This window comes from Sphaerisporangium viridialbum, assembly GCF_049674955.1.
Classification (GTDB): domain Bacteria; phylum Actinomycetota; class Actinomycetes; order Streptosporangiales; family Streptosporangiaceae; genus Sphaerisporangium; species Sphaerisporangium viridialbum.
This window is the reverse complement of sequence record NZ_CP187232.1, coordinates 63,870-77,594: the sequence shown is the minus strand read 5'-3', so window position 1 is coordinate 77,594 and position 13,725 is coordinate 63,870. Positions and strand designations below refer to the sequence as shown.

Annotated in this window: 18 protein-coding genes and 1 tRNA gene; 10 read left to right on the top strand and 9 right to left on the bottom strand. The window is 68.5% G+C overall.

The genetic code is table 11. The features are described 5' to 3' along the window. Nucleotides 1–29 precede the first annotated feature (29 nt). Nucleotides 30–344 (bottom strand): hypothetical protein, encoded by a 315-nt coding sequence (locus ACOZ38_RS00395; RefSeq protein WP_405142935.1) that lies wholly within the window; start codon nucleotides 342–344, stop codon nucleotides 30–32. Nucleotides 345–608: 264 nt separating this feature from the next. Here ACOZ38_RS00395 and ypfJ point away from each other — a divergent pair, with 264 nt between their 5' ends. The 3 genes from ypfJ to ACOZ38_RS00380 all read left to right on the top strand — a co-directional run bounded on the left by ypfJ (nucleotide 609) and on the right by ACOZ38_RS00380 (nucleotide 2,888). Then, a complete protein-coding gene (gene ypfJ / locus ACOZ38_RS00390; RefSeq protein WP_424527836.1) occupies nucleotides 609–1,484 on the top strand; it encodes a KPN_02809 family neutral zinc metallopeptidase in 876 nt (291 codons plus the stop codon). 68 nt (nucleotides 1,485–1,552) lie between these two features. Next, nucleotides 1,553–1,870 carry a type II toxin-antitoxin system VapB family antitoxin gene (locus tag ACOZ38_RS00385; protein ID WP_405142932.1) on the top strand — a complete coding sequence of 106 codons (318 nt, stop codon included), beginning with the start codon at nucleotides 1,553–1,555 and terminating at the stop codon, nucleotides 1,868–1,870. Between the two features lie 145 nt (nucleotides 1,871–2,015). Then, nucleotides 2,016–2,888, top strand: a complete 873-nt coding sequence (locus tag ACOZ38_RS00380; protein ID WP_424527834.1) for a hypothetical protein — start codon at nucleotides 2,016–2,018, stop codon at nucleotides 2,886–2,888. A 108-nt stretch (nucleotides 2,889–2,996) separates the two neighbouring features. Here the strand turns inward: ACOZ38_RS00380 and ACOZ38_RS00375 are convergent, their stop codons facing one another. Continuing rightward, nucleotides 2,997–3,272, bottom strand: coding sequence for a hypothetical protein (locus ACOZ38_RS00375; RefSeq protein ID WP_424527832.1), 276 nt, complete (start codon nucleotides 3,270–3,272; stop codon nucleotides 2,997–2,999). 466 nt (nucleotides 3,273–3,738) lie between these two features. Between ACOZ38_RS00375 and ACOZ38_RS00370 the strand changes: the two genes are divergently transcribed. Beyond that, nucleotides 3,739–4,254: a GNAT family N-acetyltransferase gene (locus ACOZ38_RS00370; RefSeq protein ID WP_424527830.1), complete on the top strand. Its 516-nt coding sequence runs from the start codon at nucleotides 3,739–3,741 to the stop codon at nucleotides 4,252–4,254. A gap of 259 nt (nucleotides 4,255–4,513) precedes the next feature. On the opposite strand, the gene ACOZ38_RS00365 is transcribed toward ACOZ38_RS00370, so the two are convergent. The 4 genes from ACOZ38_RS00365 to ACOZ38_RS00350 all read right to left on the bottom strand — a co-directional run bounded on the left by ACOZ38_RS00365 (nucleotide 4,514) and on the right by ACOZ38_RS00350 (nucleotide 6,150). Next, nucleotides 4,514–4,603: transfer RNA gene (locus tag ACOZ38_RS00365), tRNA-Ser, on the bottom strand. A gap of 72 nt (nucleotides 4,604–4,675) precedes the next feature. Then, nucleotides 4,676–5,137, bottom strand: coding sequence for a tRNA adenosine(34) deaminase TadA (tadA, locus tag ACOZ38_RS00360; protein WP_424527828.1), 462 nt, complete (start codon nucleotides 5,135–5,137; stop codon nucleotides 4,676–4,678). 15 nt (nucleotides 5,138–5,152) lie between these two features. Then, the gene (locus ACOZ38_RS00355; protein ID WP_405142927.1) at nucleotides 5,153–5,644 is read right to left on the bottom strand and encodes a tRNA adenosine deaminase-associated protein; all 492 of its coding nucleotides are present in this window, start codon (nucleotides 5,642–5,644) and stop codon (nucleotides 5,153–5,155) included. 17 nt (nucleotides 5,645–5,661) lie between these two features. Then, on the bottom strand, nucleotides 5,662–6,150 hold the full coding sequence (locus ACOZ38_RS00350) for a tRNA adenosine deaminase-associated protein (RefSeq protein WP_363914120.1): 489 nt from the start codon (nucleotides 6,148–6,150) through the stop codon (nucleotides 5,662–5,664). 178 nt (nucleotides 6,151–6,328) lie between these two features. Between ACOZ38_RS00350 and upp the strand changes: the two genes are divergently transcribed. The 6 genes from upp to ACOZ38_RS00320 all read left to right on the top strand — a co-directional run bounded on the left by upp (nucleotide 6,329) and on the right by ACOZ38_RS00320 (nucleotide 10,376). Further along, nucleotides 6,329–6,967, top strand: a complete 639-nt coding sequence (upp, locus tag ACOZ38_RS00345; protein WP_424527825.1) for a uracil phosphoribosyltransferase — start codon at nucleotides 6,329–6,331, stop codon at nucleotides 6,965–6,967. A 129-nt stretch (nucleotides 6,968–7,096) separates the two neighbouring features. Next, nucleotides 7,097–7,315 (top strand): three-helix bundle dimerization domain-containing protein, encoded by a 219-nt coding sequence (locus tag ACOZ38_RS00340; protein WP_358551441.1) that lies wholly within the window; start codon nucleotides 7,097–7,099, stop codon nucleotides 7,313–7,315. An 88-nt stretch (nucleotides 7,316–7,403) separates the two neighbouring features. Further along, the gene (locus tag ACOZ38_RS00335; protein ID WP_363757878.1) at nucleotides 7,404–7,589 is read left to right on the top strand and encodes a hypothetical protein; all 186 of its coding nucleotides are present in this window, start codon (nucleotides 7,404–7,406) and stop codon (nucleotides 7,587–7,589) included. Then, entirely contained in the window at nucleotides 7,586–8,113 is a 528-nt protein-coding gene (locus ACOZ38_RS00330) for a PH domain-containing protein (protein WP_405142923.1), read from the top strand. The genes ACOZ38_RS00335 and ACOZ38_RS00330 overlap by 4 nt, the downstream gene beginning before the upstream one ends. Nucleotides 8,114–8,245: 132 nt before the next feature. Then, on the top strand, nucleotides 8,246–9,583 hold the full coding sequence (locus tag ACOZ38_RS00325; RefSeq protein WP_424527822.1) for a helix-turn-helix domain-containing protein: 1,338 nt from the start codon (nucleotides 8,246–8,248) through the stop codon (nucleotides 9,581–9,583). Between the two features lie 103 nt (nucleotides 9,584–9,686). Further along, nucleotides 9,687–10,376, top strand: coding sequence for a FadR/GntR family transcriptional regulator (locus ACOZ38_RS00320; RefSeq protein ID WP_424527820.1), 690 nt, complete (start codon nucleotides 9,687–9,689; stop codon nucleotides 10,374–10,376). Nucleotides 10,377–10,385: 9 nt separating this feature from the next. Here the strand turns inward: ACOZ38_RS00320 and dnaN are convergent, their stop codons facing one another. The 3 genes from dnaN to ACOZ38_RS00305 all read right to left on the bottom strand — a co-directional run bounded on the left by dnaN (nucleotide 10,386) and on the right by ACOZ38_RS00305 (nucleotide 13,708). Then, nucleotides 10,386–11,480 (bottom strand): DNA polymerase III subunit beta, encoded by a 1,095-nt coding sequence (dnaN, locus tag ACOZ38_RS00315; RefSeq protein ID WP_405142920.1) that lies wholly within the window; start codon nucleotides 11,478–11,480, stop codon nucleotides 10,386–10,388. Nucleotides 11,481–11,567: 87 nt separating this feature from the next. Next, entirely contained in the window at nucleotides 11,568–12,221 is a 654-nt protein-coding gene (locus ACOZ38_RS00310) for a LuxR C-terminal-related transcriptional regulator (RefSeq protein ID WP_424527818.1), read from the bottom strand. Next, nucleotides 12,218–13,708, bottom strand: coding sequence for a sensor histidine kinase (locus tag ACOZ38_RS00305; protein WP_424527816.1), 1,491 nt, complete (start codon nucleotides 13,706–13,708; stop codon nucleotides 12,218–12,220). The genes ACOZ38_RS00310 and ACOZ38_RS00305 overlap by 4 nt, the downstream gene beginning before the upstream one ends. Between the last annotated feature and the right edge of the window lie 17 nt (nucleotides 13,709–13,725).

Sequence of the window (13,725 nt, the reverse complement as noted above, 5' to 3'; positions counted from 1 at the left end):
TGGAAAGCGTTGGTGTTCCGCCGTAGCCGCTAGTGGTGGCCGGAAGGCAGGTCCGGAGGCATGGGCCGCCACTGGACGACGTACGGCAGGCCCGAGTGGTCCGGGGGGCGGGGTTCGGGGCCGAAGCCGCTCGAGAACGGAGCGGTCAGCGCGCACGAGGGGCTCAGCCCGAGGCCCATGCCCGTGCCGGCCGCCAGGGCCAGCACCAGACCGGCGACGAGCGGGCCCTGGGATGTGACCTTGGCCCGTATCCACCTGCCCGTAGGCATGATCGGGCCGCTCCGCACGAAGAAGGCGGGAGGCGGCACCTGATAGGGGAGCGGCTCCTCGTGCACCGTACGCAAGGTCGCCTCCATATCACTGTAAGTGGTCACCTGATCGCCACGATAACCAGCCGTAGACCCGCGGCCCGGTATCCCGCGCCCTGGTCGGGCCGATCACGGCACTCCGTTGGCCCGCAGCGGTGGCAGCCTTGAAGAAGAGCCATGTCGCCTCCGGGAGGTGCCGTGACCTGCCACTCTGTACGGGACACGCATGATCGTTTCCCTCCGGGGAACTAGCGGGTTCATAAATGACCCTGAAAACCTAAGAAAAGGGAAAACGGGCCAATGGATTTCCGTGACGATGTCGACCTTGATTCCTCGCAGGTCGAGAACCGTGGTGGCGGCGGCGGGCTTCGCGGTGGCGGGCTGGCCATCGGCGGAGGCGCGGCGGGCATCATCGCCCTTATCGCCGCCCTGATCTTCGGAATCAACCCCGGTGACATCACCGGCGGGGGTGACACGACGGGTGTCCAGCCGACCTCTGGCAACTCCCAGGAATGCAAGAAGGGCTCCGACGCCGACAAGTCGGAAGACTGCCGCGTCGTGGGCGTGGTGAACAGCATCCAGGCCTATTGGACGGACGCCTTCGACAAGGCGGGCAACGGCCGGTACACCAAGGCGAAGACCGTGCTGTTCTCCCAGGCGGTGAACACCGGGTGCGGCCAGGCCACGTCGGAGGTCGGGCCGTTCTACTGCCCGAGCGACAAGCTCGTCTACCTGGACCTGACCTTCTTCGACGAGTTGCAGAGCAAGTTCGGCGCGAAGGGCGGCCCGTTCGCCCAGGCGTACGTCATCGCCCACGAGTACGGCCACCACGTGCAGGACCTCCTGGGGACCATGGACAAGGTCGGCGGCAACAGCCAGGGCGCCGACAGCGCCTCGGTGCGGCTGGAGCTCCAGGCGGACTGTTACGCGGGGGTCTGGGCCAAGAACGCCGTGGACACCGGCTTCTACGAGAAGCCCTTCACCGACACCGACATCCAGGAGGCGCTCGACGCCGCGGCCGCCGTCGGAGACGACCGGATCCAGCAGAAGGCCCAGGGCCGGGTCGATCCGGAAGGCTTCACGCATGGCACGTCGCAGCAGCGCACGAGGTGGTTCAGCACCGGCTACAAGTCCGGTGATCCCGGGCGGTGCGACACCTTCTCGGGCGGCATCTGAGCCGCTCGGCACCTCATCGCCGAGTCGCTGAAGCAGGGAAAGGTCGAAAACTCTCTTAAACTGAATAGGTGATCTTCAAGTCAGTCGGTGACAACCGCCCTTACCCCGAGCATGGCCTGTCGCATCGTGAATGGGCGCGCATACCGCCCCGGCAGGTCAGGCTCGACTCATTGATCACCACGAAGGCGGTGCTCGACCTGCATTCCCTGCTCGCCAAGGACTCGACGTTCTACGGCGATCTTTTCCCTCATGTCGTGCAGTGGCGTGGCGAGTTCTATCTTGAGGACGGGTTGCACCGCGCGCTGCGCGCGGCGCTGCACCAGCGCTCGGTGCTCCACGCGCGAGTGCTCGATGTGGACGCTCCAACGGCCGCCCCATCCGAATGATCCGCATACCGCACGTCATCCACCGGCGTCATAGGTAAAACAGTTCCCTTGCCGGCCATCCCGCGGGCTCCGGGTTCCTAAGCTGCGACAGTCGCAGGGGCGACACGGCTCAGGCCGCTGGAACGCAACGTCGGACGGTGACCCAATGCGAGATGTCACACACCTCGTGGCGCAGGTCCGTGAAGAGCTCGCCGGAGAGCTGCGCGAACGGCTGCGCGTACGCCTCCACGAGCAACCCACGGACTGGCTGGTCGAGCAGTTGATGGCGTTGGTCCTGCGGCCGGACGAGATCACGTACTCCATCCCCAGGCAGGTGCCGCGGGGCCCTTCGGCCGAGGAAGGCGCGTACGCCCGTCCGGTCCGGGAGAGCGACGGCGAGCACGGCGAGCACGAGGCCACGGCGGACGACGCCGGCTACGACCAGGCCGCGAACGGTCAGGTCCCTCAGCAGGAGGAGAGCGACCGTGCCGCCAGGGCCGCCCGCATCCGCCGGCTCGCCCTCGACCACACCTCCCTGCCGGGCTACGTCGAGCGCTACCGGGCGCTGACCCGCGAGGTCCTGGAGGGCGAGGGCCACCTTCTCGATCCGCCGCACAAGGGCGGCCCGCTCATCTCCCCCGAGCACCGCGCGCCCAGCGGGGAGGCGCTGCTGACCGAGTCGAAGGATCTCCTGCACGCGCTGCTGTTCGGCGGCGCCGAGGACGGCGTGTGGCTCGATCGCGTGGAGCGCGAGCTGCTCACCCTGACGATTCCCAAGGCCAAGGCGCATGCCATCGGGTCCATCATGCGCACCGCCACGGAGACCGGCGCGGAGGGCGCCTGGCACGATCCCCAGCGCGTAGCCGCCGACGAGCGCGCGGCGAACACGATCCTCCAGATCGAGTACGGCGAGGTGGGCGGCGAGCTGGTCGGCCGCGCCATCACGGCTGCCCTGCGGCTGATCAACAATCTGGAGATCAACGAACAGGTGCTCTACGGCCGCATGGAGAACGTCGAGGAGACCACCCTCGACCCCTGAGAGGGAGACTTCCGGGGCGGGACGGTGATTGCACGCCCGCCCGCGACGGTCGCCCCGAGAGGAGGTCCTCGCGGGGCGACGGAGAAGTGGCCAGGAGCGGGGCCGCTTCTAGTGGTGCCTGAGGATGTGCCCCATCCTGTGGGTCTTCTTGTGGGCGTGCGCCTTCTTGTGCAGGCCGCTGGCGTGCTTCTTCTTGTGCTTGGTGCTGTGCTTCTTGTGGTGCGTCACGCGCTTCTTCTTGTGGTGGCCCTGCCTGGTGGCACACCGCTTGCCCTTACAGGAGCTGTGGTCGGTGGTCGGAGAGGCCACAGAGGCGCCTGCCACGGTGGACGCGCTGGCGGAGGTCGCCGCCACCGTCCCCGGGATGACAAGGACGGAAGCCACAAGGAATCCGGTGGCGAGAGCTTTTCTGAGCATAGGAGATCACTTCCGTTAATAGAGGTGGTCTGAGGCCCGGGTGACAACCCGGGCATGCGGAGCTTCGTATTGGTTTCCTCGGGATATCCCAAACGTCGCGAGAAACTACATATCTCACCGTAACCGGACGAAATCCAGCGAGCATCCCGTAAGAGGCAAAGGCTTGGTTTCGGACATTCGGCGCATCTCTGAATCCGATTCGGGCGCTTTCACGGCCACGAGACGGCAGTGGGAGGCTTCCGATTCACCGGTGTACCAAGGAAATCCGGGAAGCTTTCCGCCCCTGCGGGGCCCCGCCCCCGCATCCGTACGGCCCGGCCGCGGGGGCTCGGGCCGAGGGCTTATTCGGTTGACGGCTTGTGCTGAGGGCCGAAAGCCTGAACAAGTGTTGATACGACGTGAACTTCCAGCAGATATCCCGACCATCCGCGAGGTGCACACCGCAGCCTTCGCCGAGCCGCCGGCGCCCGGCCAAGCCCCCACGGAGAGCGTTCAGGCGTCCGTGGAGAGCGTTCAGGGGTCCGTGGAGGCCCGCCTGGTCGACGCGCTGCGGGCCTGCGACGCCTGGATCCCCGAGCTGTCCCTGGTGGCCACCTCGGGCGACGGATCCGTCGTGGGACACGTGGTCTGCAGCCGGGCTTCCGTGGGTGCCGTCCCCGTGCTCGGGCTCGGTCCGCTCGGCGTGCTTCCCGCCTTCCAGCGCCGGGGAGTCGGTCACGCGCTCATGCACGCCGTGCTCGGGGCCGCGGACGCGCTCGGCGAACCCCTTGTCGTGCTGCTCGGCCACAGCGACTACTACCCGCTGTTCGGTTTCCGCCTGGCCGAGGAGTACGGAATCACGCCGCCGGTCCCGGGATGGGCTCCGAACTTCCAGGCCCGCACTCTGAGCACCTATACCCCCGCCATATGCGGCGAATTCACGTATGCACCGCCATTTGACGACGTATAGCCATAAATCACGACACGACCCGGCGGGCACCATCAAGGAAGTTCAAGGAACATAACCCGGCATTATGTCCGGAATGTGCAGCACGAGGCGTCGTCCCCTCGGGACCCGACAACCCAGCTCCCACCCACGACGGCCCCGGCGGCCCTGATTGCGCTGATTGCCCTGTTTAAGCTTTTTGTCGGCGACAGCTCGCACCCGTGCCAGGTGGTGACACGCGAAGGGCCCCCAGCCGGTGGTGCGGGCTGGGGGCCCTTCGTGGTGGCGGTGGAGGTGGGATTTGAACCCACGGATGGGTTGCCCCATCACACGCTTTCGAGGCGTGCGCCCTCGGCCACTAGGCGACTCCACCGCCGAGCAGCCTACCGGATCCGAGACCCTGCTCGCGCGTCGCAGCCGTCCGTCATGCGAAGAAAGGGGGCATTCATCGGCGTCGGTCCGCGAAGAAGTCTCTGAGCACGGCCGAACACTCCTCCGCGAGGACGCCCAGGATCACCTCGGGACGGTGGTTCAGCCGCCGGTCGCGGACGACGTCCCAGAGCGAGCCGGCCGCGCCCGCCTTCTCGTCCACAGCGCCGTAGACGACCCTGTCGACCCGCGCGAGCACCGCGGCCCCCGCGCACATCGTGCACGGCTCCAGGGTGACCACCAGCGTGCAGCCGGCCAGGCGCCATTCCCCGCGTACGCGGGCGGCCTCGCGCAGCGCCAGGATCTCCGCGTGGGCCGTGGGATCGGCGCTCGCCTCACGATCGTTGCCGGCCGCCGCCAGCACCTCGCCAGAGGGCCCGATGACGACCGCGCCGACCGGCACCTCGCCCCGCTCGCCCGCCCTCACGGCCTGCGCCAGCGCGAGCCGCATGGGTTCCTCGAAGCCGGGCCCGCCCATATACGCGACCTCGCGCTAGTGCAGCCGGTCGAGCTCGTCGGCGAAGGAGAGCTTCTCGGCGATCACCGACAGGGTGTCGGCGGGGAGGACGCCCTCCTCCATGCTGAGCTCCAGCAGCTCCTCGGCGCTCACCCCGAGGTCGTTCAGCAGCTCGAAGTCACCGGCGGGCCGGACGCCGAGGTCGGCCTCCTTGTCGGGCACCAGCACCCCCGCGAGCTCGCTGAAGAGCTCTCCGAGGGCGTCGCTCGCCGCGGAGTGGACGTCGGAGACGAACGCCCGGGGCTCGGCGTCGCCGTCATAACGGACGAGGGCGAACCACTCGTCCTCCACCTCGACGCAGAGCAGGGCGAGCTCGTCGCCCTGCAGGCCGAGGGCATCCTGCACGGCGTCACCGAGGTCGTCGGCGATCTCGGCGCTCGTGAGGTCGACCTCCGAGCCGCTCCACCCCTGGGGCGTGCGGACGAAGGCGGCGGCGAACATGGCGCTGTGAGTTGGTCTCGAGGGCATGATCGGGGCTCCCGAGGTCAGCCGAGGGCTGAGTCGACGGCACGTTCAAACGGCTGGGAGAACCCGAGCCGCGCGGCGATGCTGGAAAGCACCTCATCAGGCAGCAGTTCGAGATCACCGGAGAGGGCGCCGAGCTCCATCTCGTCGAGCCCGAGGTCGGAGAAGATGGACAGGTCTCCTGCCGGGAGGACCATGTCGAGCTCCTCCTCTTCGGGCACGGGGACATCGAGCAACTCGAGGATCTGCTGGGCCAGGGGCCAGTCCCACGATGCCGTGATGTCGGAAAGAAAGACGTCGACGCGCTCGCCAAACACCCGTAATGCCACGAAGAAGTCATCCCCCACGGCGACCAGGCCAATCGTGGTGCCCATACTCGGCTGCTGACGCAGGGAGTGGATCAACCCGTGCAGGTCCGCTGTGAGACCCACGGGCAGCATCTCGGCTTCCCACTGGTCGTCCTCGCGGTAGACCACGATGGCGAAGTCAAGAGCATCTACGTCTGTCATCTTCACCCCACCGACGCGGTTCTTACAGTTGGCAATGCTCGCAGAATCACTCAGTCCCCGTACGCCCCTCGGGCAAATTGTGATCAAAAACGGGTGTGCCCGGCCAGCTTAGGGTGTGATGGCCGATACCGCCCCACTCGTACCATTTACCCGGTCTCAGGAGATACCTTTGGCAGCCATGAAGACCCTCGTCGTCGACCACCCGCTCGTCGCCCACAAGCTGACCACGCTGCGGGATGTGCGCACGGACTCCCCGACGTTCCGCAGGCTCGCGGACGAACTCGTCACCCTGCTGGCGTACGAGGCGACTCGCGACGTGCGGGTCACCGAGGCGACGGTCGAAACCCCGGTCGCCCCCGCCCACGGGGTACGGCTGGCGCGCCCCGCACCCCTGGTCGTGCCGATCCTCCGCGCGGGCCTCGGCATGCTCGACGGCATGACCCGCCTGCTGCCCACCGCCGAGGTCGGCTTCCTCGGCATGATCCGCGACGAGGGCACCCTCAAGGCACAGACCTACGCGACCCGGCTTCCGGAAGATCTCTCCGGCCGCCAGTGCTATGTGCTCGACCCCATGCTCGCGACCGGCGGCACCCTCGCGGCGGCGATCGAGCTGCTGTTCGAGCGCGGCGCCGAGGACGTCACGGCCATCTGCCTCCTGGCCGCCCCGGAAGGCCTGGCCTACATGGAGAAGGTCTTCGCCGACTCCCTCAAGCCGCTGCGCGTGGTCACGGCCGCGCTGGACGAGCGGCTCAACGAGAACGGGTACATCGTGCCCGGCCTCGGCGACGCCGGCGACCGCCTCTACGGCGTCGTCTGATTCCTTTCCCTTCTTTTCCTCAGGTTGACGATCGTCTCGTTACATAATGTGTTTCGGTGGGTACACAGAGTGATGACGATGTCACTGTGTTCCGGTCCCTCAGGCCGTGAACGCACACCTGGGAGAGCTATGGACCAGCTGCCGGATATTGACGCCTATACACAGGTCGAGACCGTGCTTAAGGTCGAGTTCGCCGGGGTTCATCCCGCCGCGACGGTGACGCGCTGCATCGAAGCGGCTCACCACGGTGCGATGGAAGTCACTGGTTACGCGTACCCCAGCTTGGTCGAGCGAATCGCTCGCAAGCACCTCCAGGTGCTGGCAGTGGTCGCCGGCGAGCAGGGGTGACGCAGGTCACATCCAGACCCCTAAAGACTATGGGGTGCGGATGCGCTTTACCCGGCCATGCGGCTGGGTAATGTATACGGTGGGTGCAGTGGGTGAGTGGTTAACGGAGGCGGCAGTGCAGGTCAAGAAGGTTCTAACGTACGCAGCCATCGCGTTTGTGGCTTTCTACCTGTTCACCAGACCGGCTGACGCGGCAAGCGCGGTCAAGGGAGCAATGGACACTGTGGTGAATGCCGCGGATTCGCTGGCTCTATTCTTCACGAAGCTGACATGAGACTTGTGACCCACGGGGACTCTGCTCCGTCGTCGGTCAATCGTTACCTTCTCCCCCACGAACACCAGGTCATCATGGTGCGGCGCCATCCGGCCGTCCTGTTACGCCCGGTCGCCGAGGTCTTCGGCGGCCTGGTGCTGGCGGGGCTGCTGAGCAAGTGGCTCGGTGCGAACCAGGGGTCGCAGGCGTTGGTCATCGTCTGGTGGGCCTGGCTTCTGTTACTGATCCGCTTCGTGTGGAAGGTGGCGGAGTGGTCGGTCGACTACTTCGTGGTGACGTCCAAGCGCATGCTGCTGACCACCGGGCTGATCACTCGCCGGGTGGCGATGATGCCACTCGGCAAGGTGACCGACATGAGCTTCCAGCGCTCACTGCTCGGCCGCATGCTGGGGTACGGCGAGTTCGTCCTGGAGTCGGCGGGTCAAGATCAGGCCCTGTCGACGGTCCCCTTCATTCCGTATCCGGAGACCCTGTACCTCGAGGTCTGCCAGATGCTCTTTCCCAGTTCCGACGACGATGATTAGTCCGCTTTCGTCCTGAATCCCGAGGGGTGAGACAGACTTCCCCTCGGGATTCTTGACGTGGGTATACCCGATTCGGCTGCTTCGTGCCATCATGGCGGAACCATTGACCATACCCCCGCCCTAAGAGATCACATGCCGAGTCAGGGAACCATCGGTGACCGCGTCCGCGGGCTGCGTCTGAGCAGGAGAATGTCTCAGGCCCAGCTGGCTGGACCCGACCTCTCCGACAGTTATGTCTCTCTCATCGAGTCCGGCAAGCGCACTCCGACGCCGGTGGTCGCCCGCCTGCTCGCGGAACGCCTAGGATGCACCACCGAGTTTCTCCTCCACGGGATCGAGCCGCGCCAGCGCATCGACACCGAGCTCGGGTTGCGTCACGCTGAGCTGGAGCTTTACCACGGGGACGCGGCCATCGCCGCGGACCGTTTCGGCGACATCGTCAAGGCCGCGGGCGAGGACAACGCGCTCCTCGCCGCGCATGCCCGCCTCGGGCGTGCGCGTGCTCTGGAGGCCCAGGGTCGCATCGGTCGCGCGGTCGAGGCGTACGAGCGCCTGCGCCGCGAGGCCGCCGCGCACCCCGAGCGCCTGGCCGACGTGCCGCTCACCGTGGCGCTGTGCCGGTGCTACCAGCGCGCCGGCGATGTCATGCGTGCCCGCGATCTGGGTAGCAAGGCGCTGGACCAGGTGACACAACTGTCACTTTTCCACGGGGAGGTCGCCGTCGACCTCGCCGCGGCGCTGGCCGACGCCGAGATCGGGCTGCCGTACGTCGAGCAGGTGCTCGCCGAGACCGGCGTGCCCGTCCCGGCCGACCGTACGACGGAGATCCTCTCGCTCTGGCAGGCCAGTGTCTCGGCCGCCGAGGGCGAGGATTCGGCGCTCGCGGTGCAGTTGGCCGATGACGCCCTCTCCGCGGGCCGGCCCGCGAGGATCGCCGCCCAGATGGCCCGCATCGCCATGCGCTGGGCGGAGATCTCCGCGTCCCGCGCCACTGGCGGCCTGGACCAGGTCGACGAGCTCGTCTCCCGCGCCACCCAGGTCTTCTCCGTACTCCCGGCCGAGTCCGTCGAGCACTCGCGGAGCCTGATCGCGCTGGCACGCGTCCAGCTCAGGTCAGGCGACGCCCGTCGCGCGGAGGACCTCGCCTCGAAGGCCCTGGAGCTGCTGTCCGGCGCTCCCGGAACCCTCGCGGCGTCCGGGCACCTGGTGCTGGCCGAGGCCGCTTTGGCACGGTCCGACGGCGCTCTCAAGATGCATCTGGAGCGCGCCGGAGCCATGCTGTCGGCTGCGCCGGCCGCGGGAACGGTCCGCGACCGGGAGATCGCGGGCGTCTGGCGCGAGCTGGGCGACCTGTGGGGCAAGGCCGGTAACCGGGAGCAGCAGACGGGCGCGTATCGTAGGGCACTCGAAGCGGTCGGAGTCAGGTCGACCGTCGCCGGTGCCGTGACGTCCGCGGTTTTCGCACGGTAGGCCTCCCCGCCGGAGCTCCGGATTTGGCGCGGAGACACCGGAATAATTAAGGTCGACCAATCATTGACTCGTAGGATGATTGGTTTCCCGGAGGAGGCAGACTGTGAGTCTGCGTACGGCGCAGCGGGCTTCCCTCGTCGACCAGGTGATCGAGCAGCTCAAGGACCAGATCACCTCCGGATCCTGGCACTTGCATGCCAAGATCCCTACGGAGACGGTGCTCGCTGAGCAGCTCGGCGTCGGTCGTAACACCGTGCGCGAGGCGGTCCGCGCCCTCACCCACGCGGGTCTGCTGGAGTGCCGCCAGGGCGACGGCACGTACGTGCGCGCCACCAGCGAGCTCTCCGGAGCCATGGCCAGGCGCCTGCGTGCGGCCGAACACCTGGAGATCCTCGAGGTGCGCCGGGCGCTGGAGGTCGAGGCCGCCAAGCTCGCGGCCGTCCGGCGCACCGAGGGGGACATCGAGCTGATCGAGGCGGCGCTCGCCCGCCGGGAGCAGGCGTGGGTGGAGGCCGAGGTCGACGCCTTCGTGGAGGCCGACCTGGCCTTCCACATCGCGGTCGTCGAGGCCACGCACAACCGCGTGCTCATCGAGCTCTACAAGGACTTCTCGGCCGCCCTGCGCGCGAGCATCGCCGCCGCGGGCGCGCCGCTGGAGAACGGCCACATCCCCCACGACTCGATCGCCCGTGCGATCGCCGCCGGCGACGCGGCCGCCGCCGAGCGCGCCGGTCACGCCTGCATGGAGCACATCGCGATCGCGCTCACCGACACCCCCGCGCTCCTCGACTGACCGCGCGCCTCAGGCCAGGCGCAGGGACATCACCAGATAGCGGAACGCAGGGTCGTCCTCGTCGTCGGTGATCAGCACGGGACGGGTCGGCGACGCCATGTTGATGCGGGCCGTCTCGCTCTCGACGCCGGCGAGGCCTTCGAGCAGGTAGTGCGGCTGGAAGGCGATCTGGATGTCGTCGCCCTCCAGCTCGGCCTCGACGGCTTCCGCGCCACGGCCGATGTCACCGCCGCCCGCCTGGACCAGCACCTGGCCCTGTGTGAACGACAGCCGGATCGCGGTGTTGCGCTCGGCGACCAGCGCCACGCGCTTGATGGCCTCGATGAACGGGCCGACCTTGACCCCCGCCCTGATCGACCAGTCGTCGGTCAGGCGCGCGCGGTAGTCGATGAACTGGTCGTCCAGCAGGCGCACCGTCGTGACGCGGCCGGCGCACTCGAAACCGGCGATGCCGTCGCCGAACCCGATCGACACCTCGCCCGCGCGCAGCGAGCGCCCCACCTCGACCATCACCCTCGCGGGGACCATCACGGCGGCCGTGTGCCCCTGCCTCTCGGGGTGCCACAGGAAGTCACGCGCCGCGATGCGGTAGCGGTCGGTGGCGGCCATGGCGACGTTGACGCCGTCGATGTCGACGCGGATGCCCGTGAGCATGGGAAGCGTGTCGTCGCGGCTCGCGGCGACGGCCACCTGGCCGACCGCCGAGGCGAAGACACCCCCGCCCACCGCGCCTGCCTTCGCGGGCATGGCGGGAAGGGTCGGGAAGTCCTCCACCGGCATCGTGAGCAGGCCGAACTCGGCTCCGCCGCAGGTCAGCACCGCCTCGGACCCTGAGGTGACGATCTGGACGGGCTCGGCGGGCAGGCTCTTGGTGATCTCGGCGAGCACCCGGCCCGGGATCAGCACCTTGCCCGGCTCGGCGACGTCGGCCTCGATCGAGGCGCGCGCGGACACGTCGTAGTCGAACGCCGAGAGCGAGAGGCCGTCGTCGAGCGCCTCCAGCAGGATGCCGGACAGCACCGGCAAGGCGGGACGGCCCGGCAGCGTGCGGGCGGTCCACGCCACCGCGTCGGCGAGGATATCGCGGTTCACCTGGAACTTCACCCTGATCCATCCCCTTCGAAACGTCTCGTTCCCAAGAAAGGTAGCGCCTGGGACGGACATTTGGCGGCCAGGTGAACGCCTCCCTGGTCAGCCCCGGGTGCCGTTGAGGTAGGTGAGCACCGCCAGCACGCGGCGGTTGTCGTCGTCGGAGACGGCGAGGTCGAGCTTGGCGAAGATGTTCGCGGTGTGCTTGCCCACGGCGCTCTCGCTCAGGAACAGCCGCTGGGCGATGGCGGCGTTCGAGCGGCCCTCGGCCATCAGCTCCAGCACCTCCCGCTCGCGCGGGGTGAGCCTGCCCAGCGGCTCGTGGCGGGCGTTGCTGGCCAGCAGCTTGGCGATGACGTCGGGATCCATGGCGGTGCCACCGGACGCGACCCGGCGCACCGCGTCGATGAACTGCCCGGAGTTGAAGACGCGGTCCTTGAGCAGGTAGCCCACGCCCCCCGTGCCGTCGGCGAGCAGCTCCCTGGCGTACAGCTGCTCCACGTGCTGGGACAGGACCAGCACCGGCAGCCCGGGGATCGCCCTGCGGGCCGCGAGCGCCGCCTGGAGCCCCTCGTCGGTGAACGTGGGCGGCAGCCGTACGTCCACCACCGCCACCTCGGGACGCTCGTCCAGCAGGGCCCTGAGCAGCTCGGGCCCCGACTCGACCGCCGCGACGATCTCGAACCCGTGCGCCTGGAGTAGGTGCACCAGGCCGTCACGCAGCAGATAGAGATCCTCGGCCAGCACTACTCTCACGCGTCGACTCGTTCCTTCGCCTGCTGGGCGGCTTTGGCCCCGAACCAGACCATACCGGCGCCAAGAGCGATCATGCCGATGATGACCGGCCACTGGAGCGGCTCGGGCATGTAGAGCGCGAGGAACCAGCTCCGCTCGTCCGCCCCGAAGATCTTCATGAACATCGCCACCAGGCCCTGGGGGAACAGCGGCAGCCAGAACAGCCCCCAGCAGACGCTCATCAGCTTCCGCTTCCACGCGGGCAGCGTGGACCCGCAGGCGTCCGCGGGGAACGCGCGCGGGAGCTCCACGGTGGCCACGGTCGGTCCCCCCGGAGGGCTGTTCAGCGCGAGGACGCCGTCGAACGCGGACAGCCGCCGCTCGATGCCGCGCAGCCCGCTACCCCGCGAGGGATCGGCTCCCCCGTGGCCGTCGTCGGTGACGGTGACGCGCAGGGCCGAGCGGCGGTGGCTGATGTCGATCGCGACGTTCCTGGCGTCGCCGTGCCTGCTGGCGTTCGCGAGCAACTCACTGATGACGAAGTAGGCGGCCGACTCGACCGGCGCCTCGGCGCGCAAGGGCAGCTCGACGCCGACCGTGACCTTGAGCGGGCTGTCGAGGGCGAGAGCCCGTACGGCGTCGCCCAGGCCGCGCTCGGCGAGAACCGGCGGGTGGATGCCGCGTACGAGCTGGCGCAGCTCGATCAGCGAGGCCGCCGAGGCCTCCCTCACCTTGGCGATGAGCGCCTTGGCCGCCTTCGGGTCAGAGTCCATGAGCTCCTCGGCCGCGCCGAGGGTCATGCCGATGGCCACCAGGCGCGCCTGGGCGCCATCGTGCAGGTCGCGCTCGATGCGCCGGAGCTCGGCGGCCTGCGAGTCGACCACCTCGGTGTGCACCTGCGTGAGGTGCCGCACCTCGTTGGCCAGGCGGGCCTTGTGGGTGGGGGCCAGCAGCAGGCGTGTCCACAGGCCGTGCACACGGGCGATCCTCGGGGCCACGAGCACCCCCGCGACGACGAGGACGACCCCGGCAAGCACCTCCACCGGCTGCCCCACCCGCGCGAGGACGACGCCGTACCCCACCATGACCAGCGGCGAGACGGCCAGCAGGCCGCCGACCAGCGGCTCGGCGAGCAGCCAGGCGAAGTCGCGCCAGGTGGCCGGGTCCTTGACCATCCAGGCCCAGGTCCTGTTGAAGGACGGGACCAGGGACGTGCGGTAGAGCTGGCGCCCGTCGCGGTACCAGCCGTCCCGCTGGGGCTGCGGCGGCGGCGGCGCCGGACGGTAGGGGGCGTCGATCTCCACCCCCGACCACGCCCGGGCGATCTGGCGCGCATGGCCCGCCCGTCTGCGGACCATGCGCACCGTGGCGGGGAACAGGAAGACCATCCCGAGCCCGAAGCACAGCGCCAGCACCACCGCGGAGACCGCGAGCATGACCACGTTCACGACGGCCAGCGTGAACAGCGCCAGACCGCGTCCGAGGCCGGCCATCGTCCTGAGAACCATGGCCCCCAGTCTGATTC

What these genes read in the sequence shown, in the direction of transcription:
- ACOZ38_RS00355 (WP_405142927.1), bottom strand. Translation starts at nt 5,644, where the DNA reads ATGCCCTCGAGACCAACTCACAGCGCCATGTTCGCCGCCGCCTTCGTC.
- ACOZ38_RS00380 (WP_424527834.1), top strand. Translation starts at nt 2,016, where the DNA reads ATGCGAGATGTCACACACCTCGTGGCGCAGGTCCGTGAAGAGCTCGCC.
- tadA (WP_424527828.1), bottom strand. Translation starts at nt 5,137, where the DNA reads ATGGGCGGGCCCGGCTTCGAGGAACCCATGCGGCTCGCGCTGGCGCAG.
- ACOZ38_RS00325 (WP_424527822.1), top strand. Translation starts at nt 8,246, where the DNA reads ATGCCGAGTCAGGGAACCATCGGTGACCGCGTCCGCGGGCTGCGTCTG.
- ypfJ (WP_424527836.1), top strand. Translation starts at nt 609, where the DNA reads ATGGATTTCCGTGACGATGTCGACCTTGATTCCTCGCAGGTCGAGAAC.
- ACOZ38_RS00330 (WP_405142923.1), top strand. Translation starts at nt 7,586, where the DNA reads ATGAGACTTGTGACCCACGGGGACTCTGCTCCGTCGTCGGTCAATCGT.
- ACOZ38_RS00350 (WP_363914120.1), bottom strand. Translation starts at nt 6,150, where the DNA reads ATGACAGACGTAGATGCTCTTGACTTCGCCATCGTGGTCTACCGCGAG.
- ACOZ38_RS00305 (WP_424527816.1), bottom strand. Translation starts at nt 13,708, where the DNA reads ATGGTTCTCAGGACGATGGCCGGCCTCGGACGCGGTCTGGCGCTGTTC.
- upp (WP_424527825.1), top strand. Translation starts at nt 6,329, where the DNA reads ATGAAGACCCTCGTCGTCGACCACCCGCTCGTCGCCCACAAGCTGACC.
- ACOZ38_RS00340 (WP_358551441.1), top strand. Translation starts at nt 7,097, where the DNA reads ATGGACCAGCTGCCGGATATTGACGCCTATACACAGGTCGAGACCGTG.